The sequence below is a fragment of the Pseudomonas sp. UM16 genome (genome assembly GCF_050312595.1).
In the GTDB taxonomy this organism is placed as follows: Bacteria; Pseudomonadota; Gammaproteobacteria; order Pseudomonadales; family Pseudomonadaceae; genus Aquipseudomonas.
The window spans coordinates 42188-59580 of record NZ_JBNPJT010000016.1 but is presented as its reverse complement, the minus strand read 5'-3'; the positions used below and the strand labels follow the sequence as shown (position 1 = coordinate 59580).

General features: G+C 61.5%; 12 protein-coding genes and 1 pseudogene. 9 read left to right on the top strand and 4 right to left on the bottom strand.

The window, feature by feature from the left end:
* Nucleotides 1-48 precede the first annotated feature (48 nt).
* The 6 genes from ACQRAX_RS19255 to ACQRAX_RS19230 all read left to right on the top strand — a co-directional run bounded on the left by ACQRAX_RS19255 (nt 49) and on the right by ACQRAX_RS19230 (nt 5850).
* The gene (locus ACQRAX_RS19255) at nt 49-795 is read left to right on the top strand and encodes an amino acid ABC transporter permease (protein ID WP_045185713.1); all 747 of its coding nucleotides are present in this window, start codon (nt 49-51) and stop codon (nt 793-795) included.
* On the top strand, nt 792-1460 hold the full coding sequence (locus ACQRAX_RS19250; RefSeq protein WP_177327798.1) for an amino acid ABC transporter permease: 669 nt from the start codon (nt 792-794) through the stop codon (nt 1458-1460). The genes ACQRAX_RS19255 and ACQRAX_RS19250 overlap by 4 nt, the downstream gene beginning before the upstream one ends.
* Nucleotides 1457-2191, top strand: coding sequence for an amino acid ABC transporter ATP-binding protein (locus ACQRAX_RS19245; RefSeq protein ID WP_045185709.1), 735 nt, complete (start codon nt 1457-1459; stop codon nt 2189-2191). Before ACQRAX_RS19250 ends, ACQRAX_RS19245 begins: the two co-directional genes overlap by 4 nt.
* Nucleotides 2192-2260: 69 nt before the next feature.
* Entirely contained in the window at nt 2261-4168 is a 1908-nt protein-coding gene (locus ACQRAX_RS19240) for a sensor histidine kinase (protein ID WP_412041131.1), read from the top strand.
* Nucleotides 4165-5490 carry a sigma-54-dependent transcriptional regulator gene (locus ACQRAX_RS19235; protein WP_045185706.1) on the top strand — a complete coding sequence of 442 codons (1326 nt, stop codon included), beginning with the start codon at nt 4165-4167 and terminating at the stop codon, nt 5488-5490. Before ACQRAX_RS19240 ends, ACQRAX_RS19235 begins: the two co-directional genes overlap by 4 nt.
* Before the next feature lie 33 nt (nt 5491-5523).
* Nucleotides 5524-5850 (top strand): GlpM family protein, encoded by a 327-nt coding sequence (locus ACQRAX_RS19230; protein ID WP_412041166.1) that lies wholly within the window; start codon nt 5524-5526, stop codon nt 5848-5850.
* Between the two features lie 19 nt (nt 5851-5869).
* Here the strand turns inward: ACQRAX_RS19230 and ACQRAX_RS19225 are convergent, their stop codons facing one another.
* Both ACQRAX_RS19225 and metE read right to left on the bottom strand, forming a co-directional pair.
* Nucleotides 5870-6862: an alpha/beta hydrolase gene (locus ACQRAX_RS19225; protein WP_412041132.1), complete on the bottom strand. Its 993-nt coding sequence runs from the start codon at nt 6860-6862 to the stop codon at nt 5870-5872.
* Nucleotides 6863-6982: 120 nt separating this feature from the next.
* On the bottom strand, nt 6983-9292 hold the full coding sequence (gene metE / locus ACQRAX_RS19220; RefSeq protein WP_412041133.1) for a 5-methyltetrahydropteroyltriglutamate--homocysteine S-methyltransferase: 2310 nt from the start codon (nt 9290-9292) through the stop codon (nt 6983-6985).
* Between the two features lie 109 nt (nt 9293-9401).
* On the opposite strand from metE, the gene metR reads away from it, so the two are divergent.
* Complete coding sequence (metR, locus tag ACQRAX_RS19215) at nt 9402-10319, top strand: transcriptional regulator MetR (protein ID WP_412041134.1); 918 nt, start codon at nt 9402-9404, stop codon at nt 10317-10319.
* 3 nt (nt 10320-10322) lie between these two features.
* Here the strand turns inward: metR and ACQRAX_RS19210 are convergent, their stop codons facing one another.
* Together ACQRAX_RS19210 and ACQRAX_RS19205 are read right to left on the bottom strand one after the other, a co-directional pair.
* The gene (locus ACQRAX_RS19210; protein WP_412041135.1) at nt 10323-10961 is read right to left on the bottom strand and encodes a LysE family translocator; all 639 of its coding nucleotides are present in this window, start codon (nt 10959-10961) and stop codon (nt 10323-10325) included.
* A gap of 24 nt (nt 10962-10985) precedes the next feature.
* A complete protein-coding gene (locus tag ACQRAX_RS19205; RefSeq protein WP_412041136.1) occupies nt 10986-11399 on the bottom strand; it encodes an NUDIX hydrolase in 414 nt (137 codons plus the stop codon).
* A 154-nt stretch (nt 11400-11553) separates the two neighbouring features.
* On the opposite strand from ACQRAX_RS19205, the gene ACQRAX_RS19200 reads away from it, so the two are divergent.
* Entirely contained in the window at nt 11554-15849 is a 4296-nt protein-coding gene (locus ACQRAX_RS19200; RefSeq protein WP_412041137.1) for a DEAD/DEAH box helicase, read from the top strand.
* Nucleotides 15850-15979: 130 nt separating this feature from the next.
* Nucleotides 15980-17230 (top strand): annotated as a pseudogene (locus tag ACQRAX_RS19195) (FMN-binding glutamate synthase family protein); the annotation flags it as partial.
* Nucleotides 17231-17393: the final 163 nt, after the last annotated feature.

The window sequence follows — 17393 nt, the reverse complement described above, 5'->3', positions numbered from 1 at the left end:
GGATGCTCGAAGGTGCCCGTGAAACAACTGATCTGAGGGGAGATCCCGATGAATTACAACTGGGACTGGGGCGTATTCTTCAAGTCCACCGGCGTGGGTAGCGAAACCTATCTGGACTGGTATATCACCGGTCTGGGCTGGACCATCGCCATTGCCATTGCCGCCTGGATCATCGCATTGCTGCTGGGTTCGGTACTCGGCGTTATGCGTACTGTCCCGAACCGTCTGGTATCGGGTATTGCCACGTGCTACGTGGAACTGTTTCGTAACGTACCGCTGCTGGTGCAGCTGTTCATCTGGTACTTCCTGGTGCCCGACCTGCTGCCTGAGGGCTTGCAGGAATGGTTCAAACAGGACCTCAACCCCACTACCTCGGCACTGATCAGCGTGGTCATCTGCCTGGGTCTGTTCACCGCCGCGCGGGTTTGCGAACAAGTGCGCACCGGTATCCAGGCGCTGCCACGTGGCCAGGAAGCCGCCGCTCGCGCCATGGGCTTCAGCCTGCCGCAGATTTACTGGAATGTGCTGCTGCCGCAAGCCTACCGGATCATCATTCCGCCGCTTACCTCAGAATTTCTGAACGTGTTCAAGAACTCTTCGGTGGCCTCGCTGATCGGCCTGATGGAGCTGCTGGCACAAACCAAACAGACCGCCGAATTCTCGGCCAACCTGTTTGAAGCCTTCACCCTGGCAACCTTGATCTACTTCACCCTGAACATGGGCCTGATGCTGCTGATGCGCATGATCGAGAAGAAAGTCGCGGTACCCGGCCTGATCTCCGTGGGGGGCAAATAATGGACTTCAGTGGAATCATCCCTGCCCTGCCAGGCCTGTGGAACGGCATGGTCATGACCTTGCAACTGATGGTCATGGGCGTAGTCGGCGGCATCGTACTCGGGACTATCCTGGCCTTGATGCGACTGTCGTCGAACAAGCTGCTGGCGAACATCGCTGGCGTCTACGTCAACTACTTCCGCTCCATTCCGTTGCTGCTGGTAATCACCTGGTTCTACCTGGCGGTCCCTTTCGTGCTGCGCTGGATCACCGGCGAAGACACGCCGATCGGTGCCTTCACCTCCTGCGTCGTTGCGTTCATGATGTTCGAGGCGGCGTACTTCTGTGAAATTGTCCGCGCCGGTGTGCAGTCGATCTCCAAGGGCCAGATGGGTGCGGCGCAAGCCCTGGGCATGTCCTACAGCCAGACCATGCGTCTGATCATCCTGCCCCAGGCGTTTCGCAAGATGACCCCGCTGCTGCTGCAGCAAAGCATCATCCTGTTCCAGGACACCTCGCTGGTCTACACCGTCGGCCTGGTCGACTTCCTCAACTCGGCACGTGCCAGTGGCGACATCATCGGGCGCTCCAACGAGTTCCTGGTGTTCGCCGGCGTTGTCTACTTTGTCATCAGCTTCTCCGCTTCCTTCCTGGTCAAGCGTCTGCAGAAAAGGATAACCGTATGATTTCCATCAAGAACGTCAACAAGTGGTACGGCGACTTCCAGGTTCTGACCGACTGCAACACCGAAGTCAAGAAAGGCGAAGTGGTGGTGGTTTGCGGCCCGTCCGGTTCGGGCAAGTCGACCCTGATCAAGTGTGTCAACGCCCTGGAACCGTTCCAGAAGGGTGACATCATCGTCGACGGCACCTCGATCGCCGACCCCAAGACCAACCTGCCCAAACTGCGTTCGAAGGTCGGCATGGTGTTCCAGCACTTCGAGCTGTTCCCGCACCTGACCATCACTGAGAACCTGACCATTGCCCAGCGCAAGGTCCTCGGTCGCAGCGAAGCGGAAGCAACCAAGAAGGGCCTGGCGCTGCTCGAGCGCGTCGGTCTTAGCAACCAGGCGAAAAAGCACCCCGGCCAGCTCTCTGGTGGCCAGCAGCAGCGTGTAGCGATTGCCCGCGCCCTGGCCATGGACCCGATCGTCATGCTGTTCGACGAACCGACCTCGGCGCTGGACCCGGAAATGGTCAGTGAAGTCCTCGACGTCATGGTGCAACTGGCCCACGAAGGCATGACCATGATGTGCGTGACCCATGAAATGGGCTTTGCCCGCAAGGTCGCCAATCGGGTGATCTTCATGGACAAGGGCAACATCATCGAGGACTGCACCAAAGAAGAATTCTTCGGTGACCAGAGTGCCCGTGATGAGCGCACCCAGCACTTCCTCAGCAAAATCCTGCAACACTGAGGTGATGACCAGCACCCTCTGTTCGGCGTACGCCGGGCAGAGGGTGCTGGTCGTACCAAGGCCACTGTGATGAAATGTGCCCCCACGCTCTTTCGCCCAGCCAAGCCTGCCCTTGCCGTGAAACCCCGTCTGATCCGCCAACTGTTGATGCCGCCCTTGATCATCCTGCTGATGATCGGCCTGGGTGTGGCTGGCTTCCTGATCAGCGAACACAACGGCATCCGCACCTTGAGCGAATCCGGCGAGCGCCAGCTTGAGCTGCACGCGCGCGGCGTCGAAAGCGAAATCAGCAAATACACCTATCTGCCCAGCCTGCTGGAACTGGAAAACAGCGTTTCCAGCCTGCTGACCGAGCCCGATGGCGAGCATCGCCAGACGGTCAACGAATACCTTGAAGGCCTGAACCGGCGCAGCCGCAGCCGGGCGATCTTCGTCCTCGATACCACTGGCCGAGTACAGGCCACCAGCAACTGGCGTGATGTAGACAGCTTCCTTGGCGAAGATTTGTCGTTCCGAGCCTATTTTCAGCATGCCGTACGCGGCCAGCCTGGACGCTTCTATGGTATCGGCAGCACCACCGGTGAGCCTGGTTATTACCTGGCCCATGGCCTGGAAGAACACGGCAAGATCATTGGCGTGGCCGTCATCAAGGTACGCTTGGAAAACATGGAAGAACGCTGGCAACGGGCCCGTCTGGAAGCCTTCGTCAGCGACGAGAACGGCATCATCATTCTTTCCAGCGATCCGGCCCGCCGACTCAAGTCGGTGCGCCCGCTGACCCCGGAGATCAAAGAGCAACTGGCCCGTAGCCTGCAGTACTACTGGTGGCCACTCAATGAGCTGCAACCCTTGTCGCGGGAAACGCTTGCCGACGGCGTCGAGAAGCTGAGTTTTCCGGCCAATGCCGAACTCGGCGACGGGCGCCGCGAAGTCGCCTACCTGGCCCAGACCCGGCGTCTGAGCGACACACCCTGGCATTTCACCCTGCTCACGCCTCTGCAGGACCTGCGCCGCGAGTCGATCATCCAGGGCATGCTGGTGGCCGTGGCCTTTGCCCTGCTGACCATCGTACTGATTGCCTGGAACGAACGCCGCAAGGTGATTGCCACCCGCCTGGCCGCCCGTGAAGCCCTGGAAGAAGCCAACAGTCAGCTGGAGCGCAAGATCACTGAGCGCACGGCGGACCTGCGTGCCAGCAATGACCGTCTCAAGGGCCAGATTCGCGAGCGCCGGCAGGCCGAACAGACCTTGCGCCACGCCCAGGACGAACTGGTCCAGGCCGGCAAGCTCGCTGCCATCGGCCAGATGTCCACCAGCATCGCCCATGAACTGAACCAGCCGCTGGCGGCGCTGCGCACGCTGTCGGGCAATACCGTGCGCTTTCTTGAGCGCGGTGCCCTGGAAACCGCCAGCACCAACTTGCGCACCATGAACGACCTGATCGATCGCATGGGCCGCATCACCGCCAGCCTGCGCTCCTTCGCCCGCCGCGGTGACGACAGCGGCCAGGCTTCACTGGTCAAAGCGGTAGACGCCAGCCTGCAAGTACTGGGTAACCGCATTGCCGGCTGCCATTTGAAACTCAACAGCCAGTTCGACGACCAACAACTGGCAATCGATCAGACCCGCCTGGAACAGATTCTGGTCAACCTGATCGGTAACGCCCTCGACGCCATGGCCGCGCAGCCGCTGCCCGAGCTCTGGCTCGAAGGCGAACGGCAAGGCGACAAATACCGCCTGCGAGTGCGCGACAATGGTCACGGCATCGATGACGAAGCGCGCAAGCATTTGTTCGAACCGTTTTTCACCACCAAGCCGGGAGAGCACGGCCTGGGCCTGGGCCTGACCCTGTCCGCCAGCCTCGCCGCCGCAGCCAGGGGCAACCTGAGTGTCGAACACCCTGCCAGTGGTGGCACGGCGTTCGTCCTCACCCTGCCCCTGGTCAATGCCCCTACAGAATCTGCCGAGTCCCTATGAATCAAGCGCCCCTTACCGTCCTGATCGTCGAAGACGACCCGCATGTGCTGCTCGGCTGCCAGCAGGCCCTGGCGCTGGAAGATATCGCCTGTGAGGGCGTCGGCAGCGCCGAAGAAGCCCTGCAGCGCATCGGCGATGACTTCGCCGGCATCGTCGTCAGCGACATCCGTCTGCCCGGTATTGATGGTCTGGAGCTGCTGAGCCGGCTCAAGGCCCGCGACAGCAGCCTGCCGGTGGTGCTGATCACCGGCCATGGCGATATCGACATGGCCGTCGGCGCCATGCGCAACGGCGCCTACGATTTCATGGAAAAACCCTTTGCCCCGGAACGCCTGGTCGAAGTGGTGCGCCGTGCCCTGGAACAACGCGGGCTGTCACGGGAAGTCTTCGCCCTGCGGCGGCAACTGGCCGAACAGAGCACCCTGGAAGGTCGGATCATCGGCCGCTCGCCGGCCATGCAGAACTTGCGCGAACTGATCGCCAACGTTGCCGACACCTCGGCCAACGTCCTGATTGAAGGCGAAACCGGCACCGGCAAAGAGCTGGTCGCGCGTTGCCTGCATGATTTCAGCCGCCGCCAGGCGCAGCCCTTCGTCGCCCTGAACTGCGGCGGCCTGCCCGAGAACCTGTTCGAAAGCGAAATCTTCGGTCACGAGGCCAATGCGTTTACCGGCGCGGGCAAACGCCGCATCGGCAAAATCGAGCATGCCAATGGCGGCACGCTGTTTCTCGACGAAGTCGAAAGCATGCCGATCAACCTGCAAATCAAGCTTTTGCGCGTACTGCAGGAACGCACCCTCGAGCGCCTGGGTTCGAACCAGAGCATTGCCGTGGATTGCCGGGTAATTGCCGCGACCAAATCCGACCTCGACGCCCTTGGCCAGAGCGGACAGTTTCGCAGCGACCTGTACTACCGTCTCAACGTCGTTACCCTGGAACTGCCGCCGCTGCGCGAGCGTCGTGAAGACATCCTGCAGCTGTTCGAGCATTTCCTGCAGTTGTCGTCATTGCGCTTCGACCGGGAAATTCCTCAACTGGACAGCCAGACCCTGTCGCGACTGATGGCCCACGACTGGCCAGGTAACGTGCGTGAGCTGCGCAACGTCGCCGAACGCTACGCGTTGGGCCTGCCAGCGTTCAAGAAAGCCGGCGCCAGCGGCAACCAGGGCCTGGGTTTTGCCGAAGCGGTCGAGGCCTTTGAGCGCAACCTGCTCAGCGATGCCTTGCAACGCACCGGCGGCAACCTCAGCCAGGCCAGCCAGGAGCTGGGCATGGCCAAGACCACCCTGTTCGACAAAGTGAAAAAATATGGCTTGGGTTGACCGGCCGCTAGCGCGAGAACACATGTGGACCTGATACTCAAAGCCTGCCTGGGCGCGGCGGTGGTGGTGATCCTTGCCGCCCTGGCAAAAACCCGCAATTACTACATCGCCGGATTGGTCCCGCTGTTTCCGACCTTCGCCCTGATTGCCCATTACATCGTCGGCAAAGGCCGCTCGCTGGAGGACTTGAAAACCACCATCCTGTTTGGCATGTGGTCGATCATCCCCTACTTCGTCTACCTGGCGGCCTTGTACGTATTGCTCGACCGCATGCGCCTGGAGCTGTCGTTGGCGTTGGCGGCGGTGGCGTGGCTGGTGGCGGCGACGGTTCTGGTCAGTATCTGGGTCAGGCTGCACTGAGCGAAGTGCAGCTCCGCGATCAATACACCGCCAGATGGGCATCCGTCAGCCGCTGCGTCTTCAGATAGGGCAACACCGCCCCCAGCAACGCGCCCTTGTACTGCTCCTGGAATCGATGGGCCAAGCCTGGAATCAGTTTCAGCTGACTGCCCTGAATATGCGCAGCCAGATGTACACCATGCATCACCGGCAACAACGGATCGGCGGTGCCGTGCACCACTAGCGTGGGGACATGCAGGCGATTGAGCAACGCGACCCGGCTCGGTTCGGCAAGAATCGCCATGATCTGACGCTCAGCCCCCTGCGGATTAAAGGCCCGGTCATAGGATTGCGCTGCTTGTTGCAGCAATGCCTGACGATCATCCTTGACCTGCGGGCTGCCTAACGCGGCCAACAGGTCGGCCTGCTGTTCGATGGCCACTTCACGGTTGGGTGCCTCGCGTCTGGACAGCAACTGCAACAAGGCCGGGCTGGGCGTCGGTAAGCCTTGAGCACCGGAACTGGACATGATCAATGTCAGGCTTTCGACTCGTTGCGGGGCAAGCCCAGCCATATGCTGAGCGATCATCCCGCCCATGCTCACACCAAGCACGTGGAAGCGTTCGATCTGCAGGGCGTCCATCAAGCTCAAGCCATCTTCAGCCATGTCATTGAGGCTATACGGCGCCTCTACCGAGAGTCCGAGCTTGAAACGCACGACCTGATACGCCAGGTTGGCAGTGCCTGGCGCCTGACTCCAGGTGCTCAGGCCGACGTCGCGGTTGTCGTAGCGGATCACCCGAAAGCCTTGTTGGCACAAGGCAACCACCACTTCATCGGGCCAATGGATCAACTGGCCACCGAGCCCCATGACCAACAGCAGTGCCGGGTCCGAATCACGACCGATGCTCTGGTACGCCAGGTTCAGCTGTGCGAGTGCGACGTGTTCGGTTGGCACGTTGACATCGCAACGCGCCGCTGCAAAAGAAGGTAAGGCGCAGATCAGCGCCAGAAAAAAGCAAAAAGCCCGCATGACAGAAACACCAGAATGCAAATCCCCAGTAGAGCGGGAGTCTGATGACTTTCATGCGGGCGCGCTGCCACAAAACCGTGACCGTTTAATGACAGTCGCCGAGTGGTAGGCCTACAGACTTCAGGCCAATTCGCTACGCAACTGACGCGCAGCGGCAACCATGTTCACCAACGCCGCTTCCGTCTCCGGCCAGGCGCGGGTCTTCAGGCCGCAGTCCGGGTTGACCCACAGACGCTCAGCCGGAATACGCTGGACCGCCTTGCTCATCAACTTGACCATCTCGGCGGTGTCCGGCACCCGCGGCGAATGGATGTCATACACGCCCGGGCCGATATCGTTGGGGTAGGCGAAGGCGTTGAAGGCTTCAAGCAGTTCCATGTCCGAACGCGAAGTCTCGATGGTGATCACGTCGGCATCCATCGCCGCGATGGCCTCGATCACATCGTTGAATTCGCTGTAGCACATGTGCGTATGTATCTGGGTTTCATCCCGCACGCCGCTGGAACACAGGCGGAAGGCCTCGACAGCCCAGTCCAGGTAGCCTTGCCATTGCGCCCGGCGCAACGGCAAGCCCTCGCGGAAGGCCGCTTCGTCGATCTGTACGATCTTGATACCGGCTGCTTCCAGGTCCTGCACTTCATCGCGAATGGCCAGCGCCAACTGCTCAGCCTGGACTTTGCGCGACACATCCTCGCGGGGGAACGACCACATCAACATGGTCACCGGGCCCGTCAGCATACCTTTCATGACCTTGCTGGTCAGGCGCTGGGCGTATTCGATCCAGGACACGGTCATCGGCTGTGGGCGGCTCAGGTCGCCATAGATGATCGCAGGCTTCACGCAGCGCGAACCGTAGCTCTGGACCCAACCGAATCGGGTGAAGATGTAGCCGTCCAGTTGCTCAGCAAAGTACTCGACCATGTCGTTGCGTTCGGCCTCACCGTGCACCAGCACGTCCAGACCAAGACGCTCCTGCACTTGTACGGCGTGGCGGATTTCGCTGTGCATGGCGTCGGTGTAGTCATTGGCCGACAGTTTGCCCTGCTTGTAGGCCTGGCGCGCCAGACGGATGGCCGAAGTCTGTGGGAACGAGCCAATGGTCGTGGTCGGGAAGGCCGGCAACTGCAGGTGCCGACGCTGGGCCTCGATACGCTGGGCAAACGGCGACTGACGCTGGCTGTCAGCCGCGCTCACCGCAGCCAGGCGTGCCTGTACCTGAGGTTTATGGATACGCGGCGACTGCACACGGCTTTGCTGTACTGCGCGACTGGTGGTCAGCGCGTTTTGCACTGCCGGCAGGTGCGGTGCTTCCAGAGCCTTGGCCAGCACGGCAATTTCTTCGCACTTTTGCACGGCGAAGGCCAGCCAGCTTTTCAGTTCGGCATCGAGCTTGTCTTCGCGCGCCAGGTCCACCGGGCTGTGCAACAACGAGCAGGAACCGGCGACCCACAGGTTGGCACCGAAGCGCTGCTTAGCCTGCTGCAATTGCTCCAGGGCTTGTTCCAGGTCGCAACGCCAGACGTTACGGCCATTGACCACACCCAGCGACAGCACTTTATAGCTCGGCAGCCGGTCAAGTACGGTCGGTAACTGCTCTGGCGCGCGCACCAGATCAATGTGCAAGCCATCCACCGGCAGGCCAACGGCCAGGCCGAGGTTGTCTTCCAGACCACTGAAGTAGGTCGCCAGCAACTTCTTCAGCGGCGAGTATTGAAGGATGTGATAGGCGCGTTCGAACGCATTCTTCCAGTCTTGCGGCAGGTCGAGGCCAAGAATCGGCTCATCGATCTGCACCCACTCCACACCCTGGCGCGCCAAGCGACTGAGGATTTCGCCGTAGACCGGCAGCAAGCGTTCCAACAGCTCGAGCTTATCGAACTCAGCGCCCTTGGCTTTGCCCAGCCACAGGTAGGTCAACGGCCCGATCAGCACTGGTTTGACGGCATGGCCCAGGGCTTGAGCTTCGGCGACTTCGTCGAACAATTGATCCCAACTGAGCAGGAAGCGTTGGTCAGCACTGAACTCCGGTACCAGGTAGTGATAGTTGGTGTCGAACCACTTGGTCAGCTCTTGGGCATATTGCGCCTGGCCGTGCTCGCCGCCGCAGCACGTGCTGGCACCACGGGCCATGGCGAACAGGGTGTCGAGGGTCGGCAAGCCATCACTGCCCAAGGCCTTGGCAAAACGCTCAGGAATCGCGCCGAAGGTCAGCGAGTGGCTCAAGACCTGGTCGTACCAGGCAAAGTCACCCACCGGTAGCAGGTCGATACCGGCATCTTTTTGCAACTGCCAGTGACGGGCACGCAGCTCACGCCCCACCGCTTGCAAGCCAGCCTGGTCGAGGTCGCCTTTCCAGTACGCCTCCTGGGCTTTTTTCAGCTCGCGGTCAGCGCCAATGCGCGGAAAACCAAGGTTGTGGGCCAGTGCCATGACAATCGTGCTCCCTATAAAAGATGGCGCTATTGTCGACAGTCAAGGCAACATGAGACAAACTCAATAAATTCGTGTTCATCTCAAAGTTTATTCATGGAGCACCGTCGTGCTGGAAATTCGCCACCTCAAAACCCTGAACGCCCTGCGCGAGGCCGACAGCCTGGTCGAGGCTGCGGAACGCCTGCACCTGACTCAGTCGGCCTTGTCCCATCAGTTCAAAGAGCTGGAAGAACGCTTGGGCATGCAACTGTTCATGCGCAAGACAAAACCGATCCGCTTCACCAGCGCTGGCCTGCGCCTGCTACAACTGGCCGATGCCACCCTGCCGCTGCTACGCGGCGCGGAGCGTGACATTGCCCGCCTCGCCGGCGGCACCGCCGGACGCCTGCACATGGCCATCGAATGCCACAGCTGCTTCCAGTGGCTGATGCCAACCATCGACCAGTTCCGCGATGCCTGGCCAGAGGTCGAGCTCGACCTGGCCTCAGGCTTTGCCTTTGCGCCATTGCCCGCACTGGCCCGCGGTGACCTCGACCTGGTGGTGACCTCCGACCCCCTGGACCTGGCCGGCCTGACCTATGTACCGCTATTCACCTACGAAGCCATGCTCGCCGTGGCCAACCAGCACCCCTTGGCCAACAAGCCGTACATCGTCGCCGAGGACCTTGCCAGCGAGACACTGATCACCTACCCGGTGGAGCGCGATCGCCTGGATATCTTCACTCGTTTTCTCGAGCCTGCGGACGTTGAACCCGCACAGGTGCGCACCGCAGAACTGACGGTGATGATGATGCAACTGGTGGCCAGCGGCCGTGGTGTCTGCGGCATGCCGCACTGGGCTCTGCACGAGTACAGCTCGCGCGGCTACGTGAAGGGCAAGCGCCTGGGTGAGAAAGGCTTGTTTGCCACCCTGTATGCGGCCGTGCGCACCGACATGCTCGATGCGCCATACATGCGCGACTTTCTCCTCACCGCCAAGGACACCTCGTTCTCCACCCTTGACGGGGTCAGCGCGGTGCGTTGAGCCTCAGGTCAGCTTGCGCTGCTCCTGCACCAGGCGCAGCGCCAGGCCGGCGAGGACGAAGCCCATTAAATAGCGCTGGAGCATCAGCCACAGCGGGTAGCGCACGAACCAGGCCGCCAGGCCAGCGGCGAACAACGCAATCAATAGATTGACCGAAAAGCTCACGGTAATCTGGGTCAGCCCCAGCAGCAGGCTCTGCGCCAGCATTGAGCCATGCTCGGGGGAGATGAACTGCGGCAGGATCGACAGGTAGAACATTGCCACTTTCGGGTTCAGCACGCTGGTCAAAAAGCCCATCATCACCAGCTTGGCCGGTGAGTCCGGAGTCAGCTCACGGGCCTCGAACGGCGAGCGAGCGCCGGGTTTGACCGCTTGCCAGGCCATCCACAACAGGTAGGCAGCGCCCGCCCACTTGAGCAGGTCATAGCCCAGGGGAACGGCCATGAACAAGGCTGTCAGGCCCACCGCCGCGGCCGTCATATGCACCAGAAATCCGGCAACCACCCCCACCAGCGAGGTGACTCCAGCCATACGCCCCTGGCAGATCGAACGGGAGATCAGGTAGATCATGTTCGGCCCCGGGGTGAGGACCATCAACAAAGCCGCACCGCAGAACAGCAGCCATTCATGAGCAGGGATCATCGGCATTCCTTGGCAGATAGAGAGTCAGGCAGGCTGGCTAGTTAAGCGCCGGTACAGGGGCAGAATCAAGTCTCGCGTCAGCGGTGCCAACTCAAGCGTCAGTTGCTTGCGGGCCGAGACCCAGACTACCTCTTCGATCTCGGCGGCGGGCTCGACGAGCATTGCGGTGCGTACCTGAAACAGCTCGGCCTGGACCTCGAAACCCGGCTCGTTGGCTGCCGGGGCGCTGAACTGGCCAAGGTACTCGGCGTCCTGCGGATCGATCTGCAGGCCCAGTTCTTCGAACAATTCACGGGCCAGGGCATTGATCGGCTGCTCGTCGGCTTCGATCTTGCCGCCAGGTTGCATGAAGGCCTGAGTGCCTCGCTTGCGCACCAACAAGGTCCGGCCTTGAGGATCGAGCAGGAGGGCGGCGGCGATGCGGATGGTTTTGCTCATGAGAAGCTCGTCACGGAGAAAGCGCGCAAGGATCACATGTTGTCGAGCACTGCACAATCGCATCGCCGTAGGAGCCGGCCTTGCCGGCGAAGGCGTCAACGCCGTCTGACGAACGTATCTTGCAACCCTCGCCTGATGGCCGCATAAACAGTCCATGAACCTGCCTGCCCTGAATCACCCGGAACTGGACGCCTTCCATCCCGCTGTGCGCGCCTGGTTTGAGCGCCGCTTCCCGAGCGTGACCGCCGCGCAGGCGCAAGCCTGGCCGCTGATTCGAAGGGGGCAGTCGCTGTTGGTGGCGGCCCCCACAGGTTCAGGCAAGACCCTCACTGCGTTCCTGGCCATCCTCGACGAACTGTTCGAACAAGGCCTGGCCAATGGGCAACTGCCCGACCAGACCCAAGTGGTCTACGTCTCCCCCCTCAAGGCGCTGTCCAACGATATCCAGATCAATCTGCAAGCGCCGCTGGCCGGTATCAATGAAGCACTGGTCGAGCAAGGCCATGAGCCGCTAGCCATTCGCTCCGCTGTGCGCAGCGGCGATACTCCACAAAAGGAACGCACTGCCATGCGCCGCCAGGCGCCGCATATCCTGGTGACCACCCCTGAATCGTTGTATGTGCTGCTCGGCTCCGATTCCGGCCGCCAAGGCCTGGCCAGTGTACACACGGTGATCGTCGACGAAATCCATGCCTTGGCCGGCAATAAGCGCGGCAGTCACCTGGCTCTCAGCCTTGAGCGACTGCAAGCCCTGTGTGGCCGGCCGTTGCGGCGGATTGGCCTGTCAGCCACGCAACGCCCGGTGCAACGGGTCGCCGAGTTTCTGGTGGGCCAGGGCCGAGACTGTGCGATTGTCGATATCGGCCATGCCCGCAGTCGTGATCTGGCCCTGGAAGTGCCGCCGGTGCCCTTGGGCGCGGTGATGGCTACCGATGTCTGGGACCTGGTCTACGACCGCCTGGCTGCGCTTGCTCGTGAGCACCGCACCACCCTGGTGTTCGTCAATACCCGACGCCTGGCCGAGCGTTTAACCCGACACCTGAGCGAACGCCTGGGTGTGCAGGCGGTAGCCGCGCACCATGGCAGCCTGGCCAAGGAATACCGTCTGGATGCTGAGCAGCGTCTCAAGCGCGGTGAACTGCAAGTGCTGGTGGCCACCGCCTCGCTGGAACTGGGGATTGATATCGGTGAGGTCGACCTGGTCTGCCAGATCGGTTCGCCAGGCTCGATCGCAGCTTTTCTGCAACGGATCGGACGCGCCGGCCACCAGGTTGACGGCACCTCAAAAGGCCGCCTGTTTGCGCTGTCACGGGACGACCTGATTGAGTGCGCGGCGCTGCTCGACGGTGTTCGTCGTGGCGAACTGGACCTGCTGCATATTCCTCACGCACCGCTGGATGTACTGGCGCAACAGATCGTTGCCGAAGTCAGTTGCCAGCCCTGGCAAGAACTCGCGTTATTCGATTGCCTGCGCCAGGCCATGCCCTACGCCGAGCTGGACCCGGCGCACTACCAAGCCCTGCTGCGCATGCTCAGCGAAGGCTTCAATGGCCGTCAGGGTGTGCGCAGCGCCTACGTGCATCGCGACGCTGTCACCAGTAGCCTGCGTGGACGCCGTGGCAGCCAGTTGAGCGCACTGACCAGCGGCGGCACCATCCCCGATAATGCCGACTATGCGGTAATGCTCGACCCCCAAGGGTTGAACATCGGCAGCGTCAACGAAGACTTTGCGGTGGAAAGCATCGCCGGCGATATTTTCCAGTTGGGCAATACCTCCTACCGCATCCTGCGTGTGGAAAGCGGCAAGATCCGTGTCGAGGATGCCAAGGGAATGCCGCCAAGCATCCCCTTCTGGCTGGGCGAGGCACCGGGGCGAAGCGATGAATTGTCGTTCGCGGTTGCCCGTCTGCAAGGCGAGATTGACCGGCGTTTGAGCGAATCAGGCGGTCAGTTACAGGACGCGCTCACCTGGTTGCAGGAAGTGATCGGCCTCGCCAGCGACAGCGCTGAACAGTTGCTCGACTACCTGGCCCGCACGCGTCAGGTGCTCGGTGCCCTGCCCTCGCAACAGACGCTGATCATGGAACGTTTCTTCGACGAGTCCGGCGGCACCCAATTGATCATCCACTCGCCGTTTGGCAGCCGGATCAACCGGGCCTGGGGCCTGGCATTGCGCAAGCGCTTGTGCCGCACCTTCAACTTTGAACTGCAGGCGGCAGCCAGCGAAGATGCCATTGTTCTGTCGCTGTCAGCCAGCCACAGCTTTAGCCTGGACGAGGTGTGGCGCTACCTGTCGAGCAATAACGCCGAGTCGATCCTGATACAGGCCCTGCTCGACGCACCACTGTTCGGCGTTCGTTGGCGCTGGAATGCCGGTGTTGCCCTGGCCTTGCCGCGCTTTGTCGGTGGGCGCAAAGTGGCGCCGCAGATCCAGCGGATGAAAAGCGAAGACCTTATCGCCGCAGTATTCCCTGACCAGATTGCCTGCCTGGAAAACCTCGTCGGCGAACGGCAGATCCCGGATCACCCGCTGGTCGAGCAAACCGTCGACGACTGCCTGCACGACGCGATGGACTGTGAGGGCTGGTTGGCCTTGCTGCGGCGCATCGAGCAAGGCCAGATCCGCTTGATCAGCCGTGACCTGCCAGCCCCTTCCCCCTTGGCCTCGGCGATTCTCAATGCGCGCCCCTATACGTTCCTCGACGATGCACCGCTGGAGGAACGGCGTACCCAGGCGGTACTCAATCGGCGCTGGAACGAGGCGCAGGACAGCGATGACCTGGGTGCCCTTGACCCCGAGGCCATTACTGCAGTGCAAGCAGAGGCCTGGCCGCTGCCAACCCGTAGCGATGAAATGCATGAAACGCTGATGAGCCTGGCCTGTGTTAGCCACGTCGAAGCCTCAGCCAACAGCGGCTGGCAGGCCTGGCTTGAGGCACTGCAACAACAAGGCCGTGCCTGCCGTTTGCAGTTGGCTGAAGGTCAGTCCCTGTGGCTGGCGCGTGAACGCCTGGAGCTGTTACGTGCGGTGTATCCATGGGCCCAGATAACCCCGAACCTCCCGGCGTTACCAGGATTTGACCAAGCGCTGGATGCTGACGCAGCGTTGGTTGAACTGTTGCGCGCACGCCTGAGTGGCTTCGGTCCGCTTACTACCACGCAGATCGCCAACCCGCTGCAACTGTCCGCAGCGGATACCGAACAGGCACTGGCCCGTCTGGAAACTGAAGGCTATGTCATGCGCGGCTACTTCCTCCACGTGCAGTCGGCATTGCAATGGTGTGAGCGCCACCTGCTGGCGCGGATTCATCGTTACACCATCAAGCGCCTGCGCCGGGAGATCGAACCGGTCAGCCTGCAGGATTTCATGCGTTTTCTGTTCGACTGGCAGCATCTTTCGCCTGCTAGCCGATTGCAGGGCCAGAGTGCATTGAGCGCGGCCCTGGACCTGCTCGAAGGCTACCCGGCAGCGGCGGCAGTCTGGGAAAGCGACCTGCTGCCGACTCGTCTCAAGGATTACAGCCCCCGCTGGCTCGATGAGGCCTGCCGCGCCGGTAAGTTCGCCTGGACTCGCCTGGCTCCAAGTGCCGCCACCAGTACGCTGCGCAGTACCCCGCTGGTGATACTGCCGCGCCCCCGTCTCAGCCTTTGGCGAGCCTTGAGCCCAGCCTTGGATAGCAGCGAACTGAGTCTGCGCGCACAGCGGGTACACAACGCCCTGAGCGAGCACGGCGCGCTGTTCTTTGATGAGCTGGTGCATGACGCCCATCTGCTCCCCAGCGAGCTGGAAAATGCCTTGCAAGAATTGGTGGCAGCCGGCTTAGTCAGCGCCGACAGCTTCGCTGGCCTGCGTGCCCTGATCACCCCAGCCAGCAAACGCCGAGGCCGTAGCCCGCGTCGTGGACGTGCTGCCGTGTTCGGCGGCATGGACGACGCCGGACGCTGGGCCTTGTTGCGCAAAACCTCGGCAGCCGAAAATCCTGATGAAAACCTCGAGCACATCGCCCGCACCTTGCTGCGCCGCTATGGTGTGATCTGCTGGCGGCTGCTGGAACGCGAGGCCGACTGCTTACCCACCTGGCGCGAGCTGTTGCGTTGCTACCACCGCCTGGAAGCCCGCGGAGAAATCCGTGGCGGGCGCTTTATAAGCGGCCTGGCCGGCGAGCAATTCGCCCTGCCCGAAGCGGTGGCATTGATGCGTGAAGTGCGCAGACGCGCGTTGGACGCCAGCCTGATCGCCATCAGCGCCAGCGATCCGTTGAACCTGGTCGGCACGCTGCTGCCGGGCAACAAAGTACCGGCACTGAGCGCTAACCGCGTGCTCTACCGCGACGGCGTACCCGTCGCCAGCCTGATTGCCGGAACCCTTCACTACGAGCCAGGCGTAGCGCCGGCCCAGCAGGGCGAACTGCGCGATCGCTTGATCCGTGCGCCTGGGCTGCAACCATGAGAATGATTTTCGCTCCGCCTGAAACACGGCAAAGCTTCATGTTTACAGGCTGGCGTTGACGCGCCCAACCGGGCTAAGGTCGGGGATTGTCCAGGCCCTGAGCCTGACCGCGCCATCGTAAGGAACCTGTATGAGCCTGTCACTTCTCAGCCGCTACGCCTTTTTTGCCGCTTGTGTATTGTTCACCCTGGCGAGCCTGCCGTTTCTCCAGCATGAATGGCTGTGGCCGTTCACCCTTACCACCGCGGTGCTCAGTTTGATCGGTCTGTTCGACCTGCTGCAAAGCCCTCACGCGGTGCGGCGCAACTACCCGATCCTCGGCAACATTCGCTACCTGGTCGAAGGAATTCGCCCGGAAATCCGTCAGTATTTGCTCGAAGCCGACAGCGATGCCCTGCCCTTCTCCCGGGCGCAACGCTCACTGGTGTATGCCCGGGCCAAGAACGAGGCGTCCGACAAACCCTTCGGTACCTTGATCGATGTCTATCAGTCGGGTTTCGAATTTATCGGTCACTCGATGCGCCCGGCGCCGTTGAGTGATCCGGCGAGCTTTCGGGTGATCGTTGGCGGCCCGCAGTGCACCCAGCCCTATTCGGCCTCGGTGTTCAATATCTCGGCAATGAGCTTCGGCTCGCTCAGTGCCAATGCCATTCGCGCGCTGAACCAGGGTGCCAAACTGGGCAATTTTGCCCATGACACCGGTGAAGGCAGTATCAGCCCCTATCACCGCGAACACGGCGGCGACCTGACCTGGGAACTGGGCAGCGGTTACTTTGGCTGTCGCACCGCCGACGGGCGCTTCGACCCCGAGCGCTTCGCCGAACAGGCGCGCGACCCGCAGGTGCGGATGATCGAGATCAAGATGAGCCAGGGCGCCAAGCCCGGCCATGGCGGCATTCTGCCCAAGCACAAGGTCACCCGTGAAATCGCCGAAACCCGCGGGGTGATGATGGGGGAAGACTGCATTTCACCTTCACGCCACAGCGCCTTTTCCACACCGATCGAACTGATGCAGTTCATTGCCCAGTTGCGTGAGCTCTCGGGTGGCAAACCGGTGGGCTTCAAGTTCTGTCTGGGCCATCCCTGGGAATTCATGGGTATCGCCAAGGCGATGATGGAAACTGGAATCCTGCCAGACTTCATCGTTGTCGATGGCAAGGAAGGCGGCACGGGCGCAGCGCCGGTAGAGTTCACCGACCATATTGGCGTGCCACTGCGTGAAGGTCTGCTATTCGTGCATAACACCCTGGTGGGGTTGAACCTGCGCGACAAGATCAAACTTGGCGCCAGCGGCAAGATTGTCAGTGCTTTTGACATCGCCAGTGTCCTGGCCATCGGCGCCGACTGGGCCAACTCGGCACGTGGTTTCATGTTCGCCATCGTTCTTGACCCTATACTAGCAAAACTACTCCCTCTCAAGCCGGGCGCGGTTCACCCGCTCGCATCGATCTGACCCCCCCGCCGCTACTGATCGCTCCAATTCCTACCCCGAAAATCTCATATCTACCTTTCGTCTGCTGGTCATGAGAGCCAATGGCGAAACC

What these genes read in the sequence shown, in the direction of transcription:
- ACQRAX_RS19205 (WP_412041136.1), bottom strand. Translation starts at nt 11,399, where the DNA reads ATGAGCAAAACCATCCGCATCGCCGCCGCCCTCCTGCTCGATCCTCAA.
- ACQRAX_RS19225 (WP_412041132.1), bottom strand. Translation starts at nt 6,862, where the DNA reads ATGCGGGCTTTTTGCTTTTTTCTGGCGCTGATCTGCGCCTTACCTTCT.
- ACQRAX_RS19210 (WP_412041135.1), bottom strand. Translation starts at nt 10,961, where the DNA reads ATGATCCCTGCTCATGAATGGCTGCTGTTCTGCGGTGCGGCTTTGTTG.
- ACQRAX_RS19240 (WP_412041131.1), top strand. Translation starts at nt 2,261, where the DNA reads ATGAAATGTGCCCCCACGCTCTTTCGCCCAGCCAAGCCTGCCCTTGCC.
- ACQRAX_RS19200 (WP_412041137.1), top strand. Translation starts at nt 11,554, where the DNA reads ATGAACCTGCCTGCCCTGAATCACCCGGAACTGGACGCCTTCCATCCC.
- ACQRAX_RS19235 (WP_045185706.1), top strand. Translation starts at nt 4,165, where the DNA reads ATGAATCAAGCGCCCCTTACCGTCCTGATCGTCGAAGACGACCCGCAT.
- ACQRAX_RS19255 (WP_045185713.1), top strand. Translation starts at nt 49, where the DNA reads ATGAATTACAACTGGGACTGGGGCGTATTCTTCAAGTCCACCGGCGTG.
- ACQRAX_RS19245 (WP_045185709.1), top strand. Translation starts at nt 1,457, where the DNA reads ATGATTTCCATCAAGAACGTCAACAAGTGGTACGGCGACTTCCAGGTT.
- metE (WP_412041133.1), bottom strand. Translation starts at nt 9,292, where the DNA reads ATGGCACTGGCCCACAACCTTGGTTTTCCGCGCATTGGCGCTGACCGC.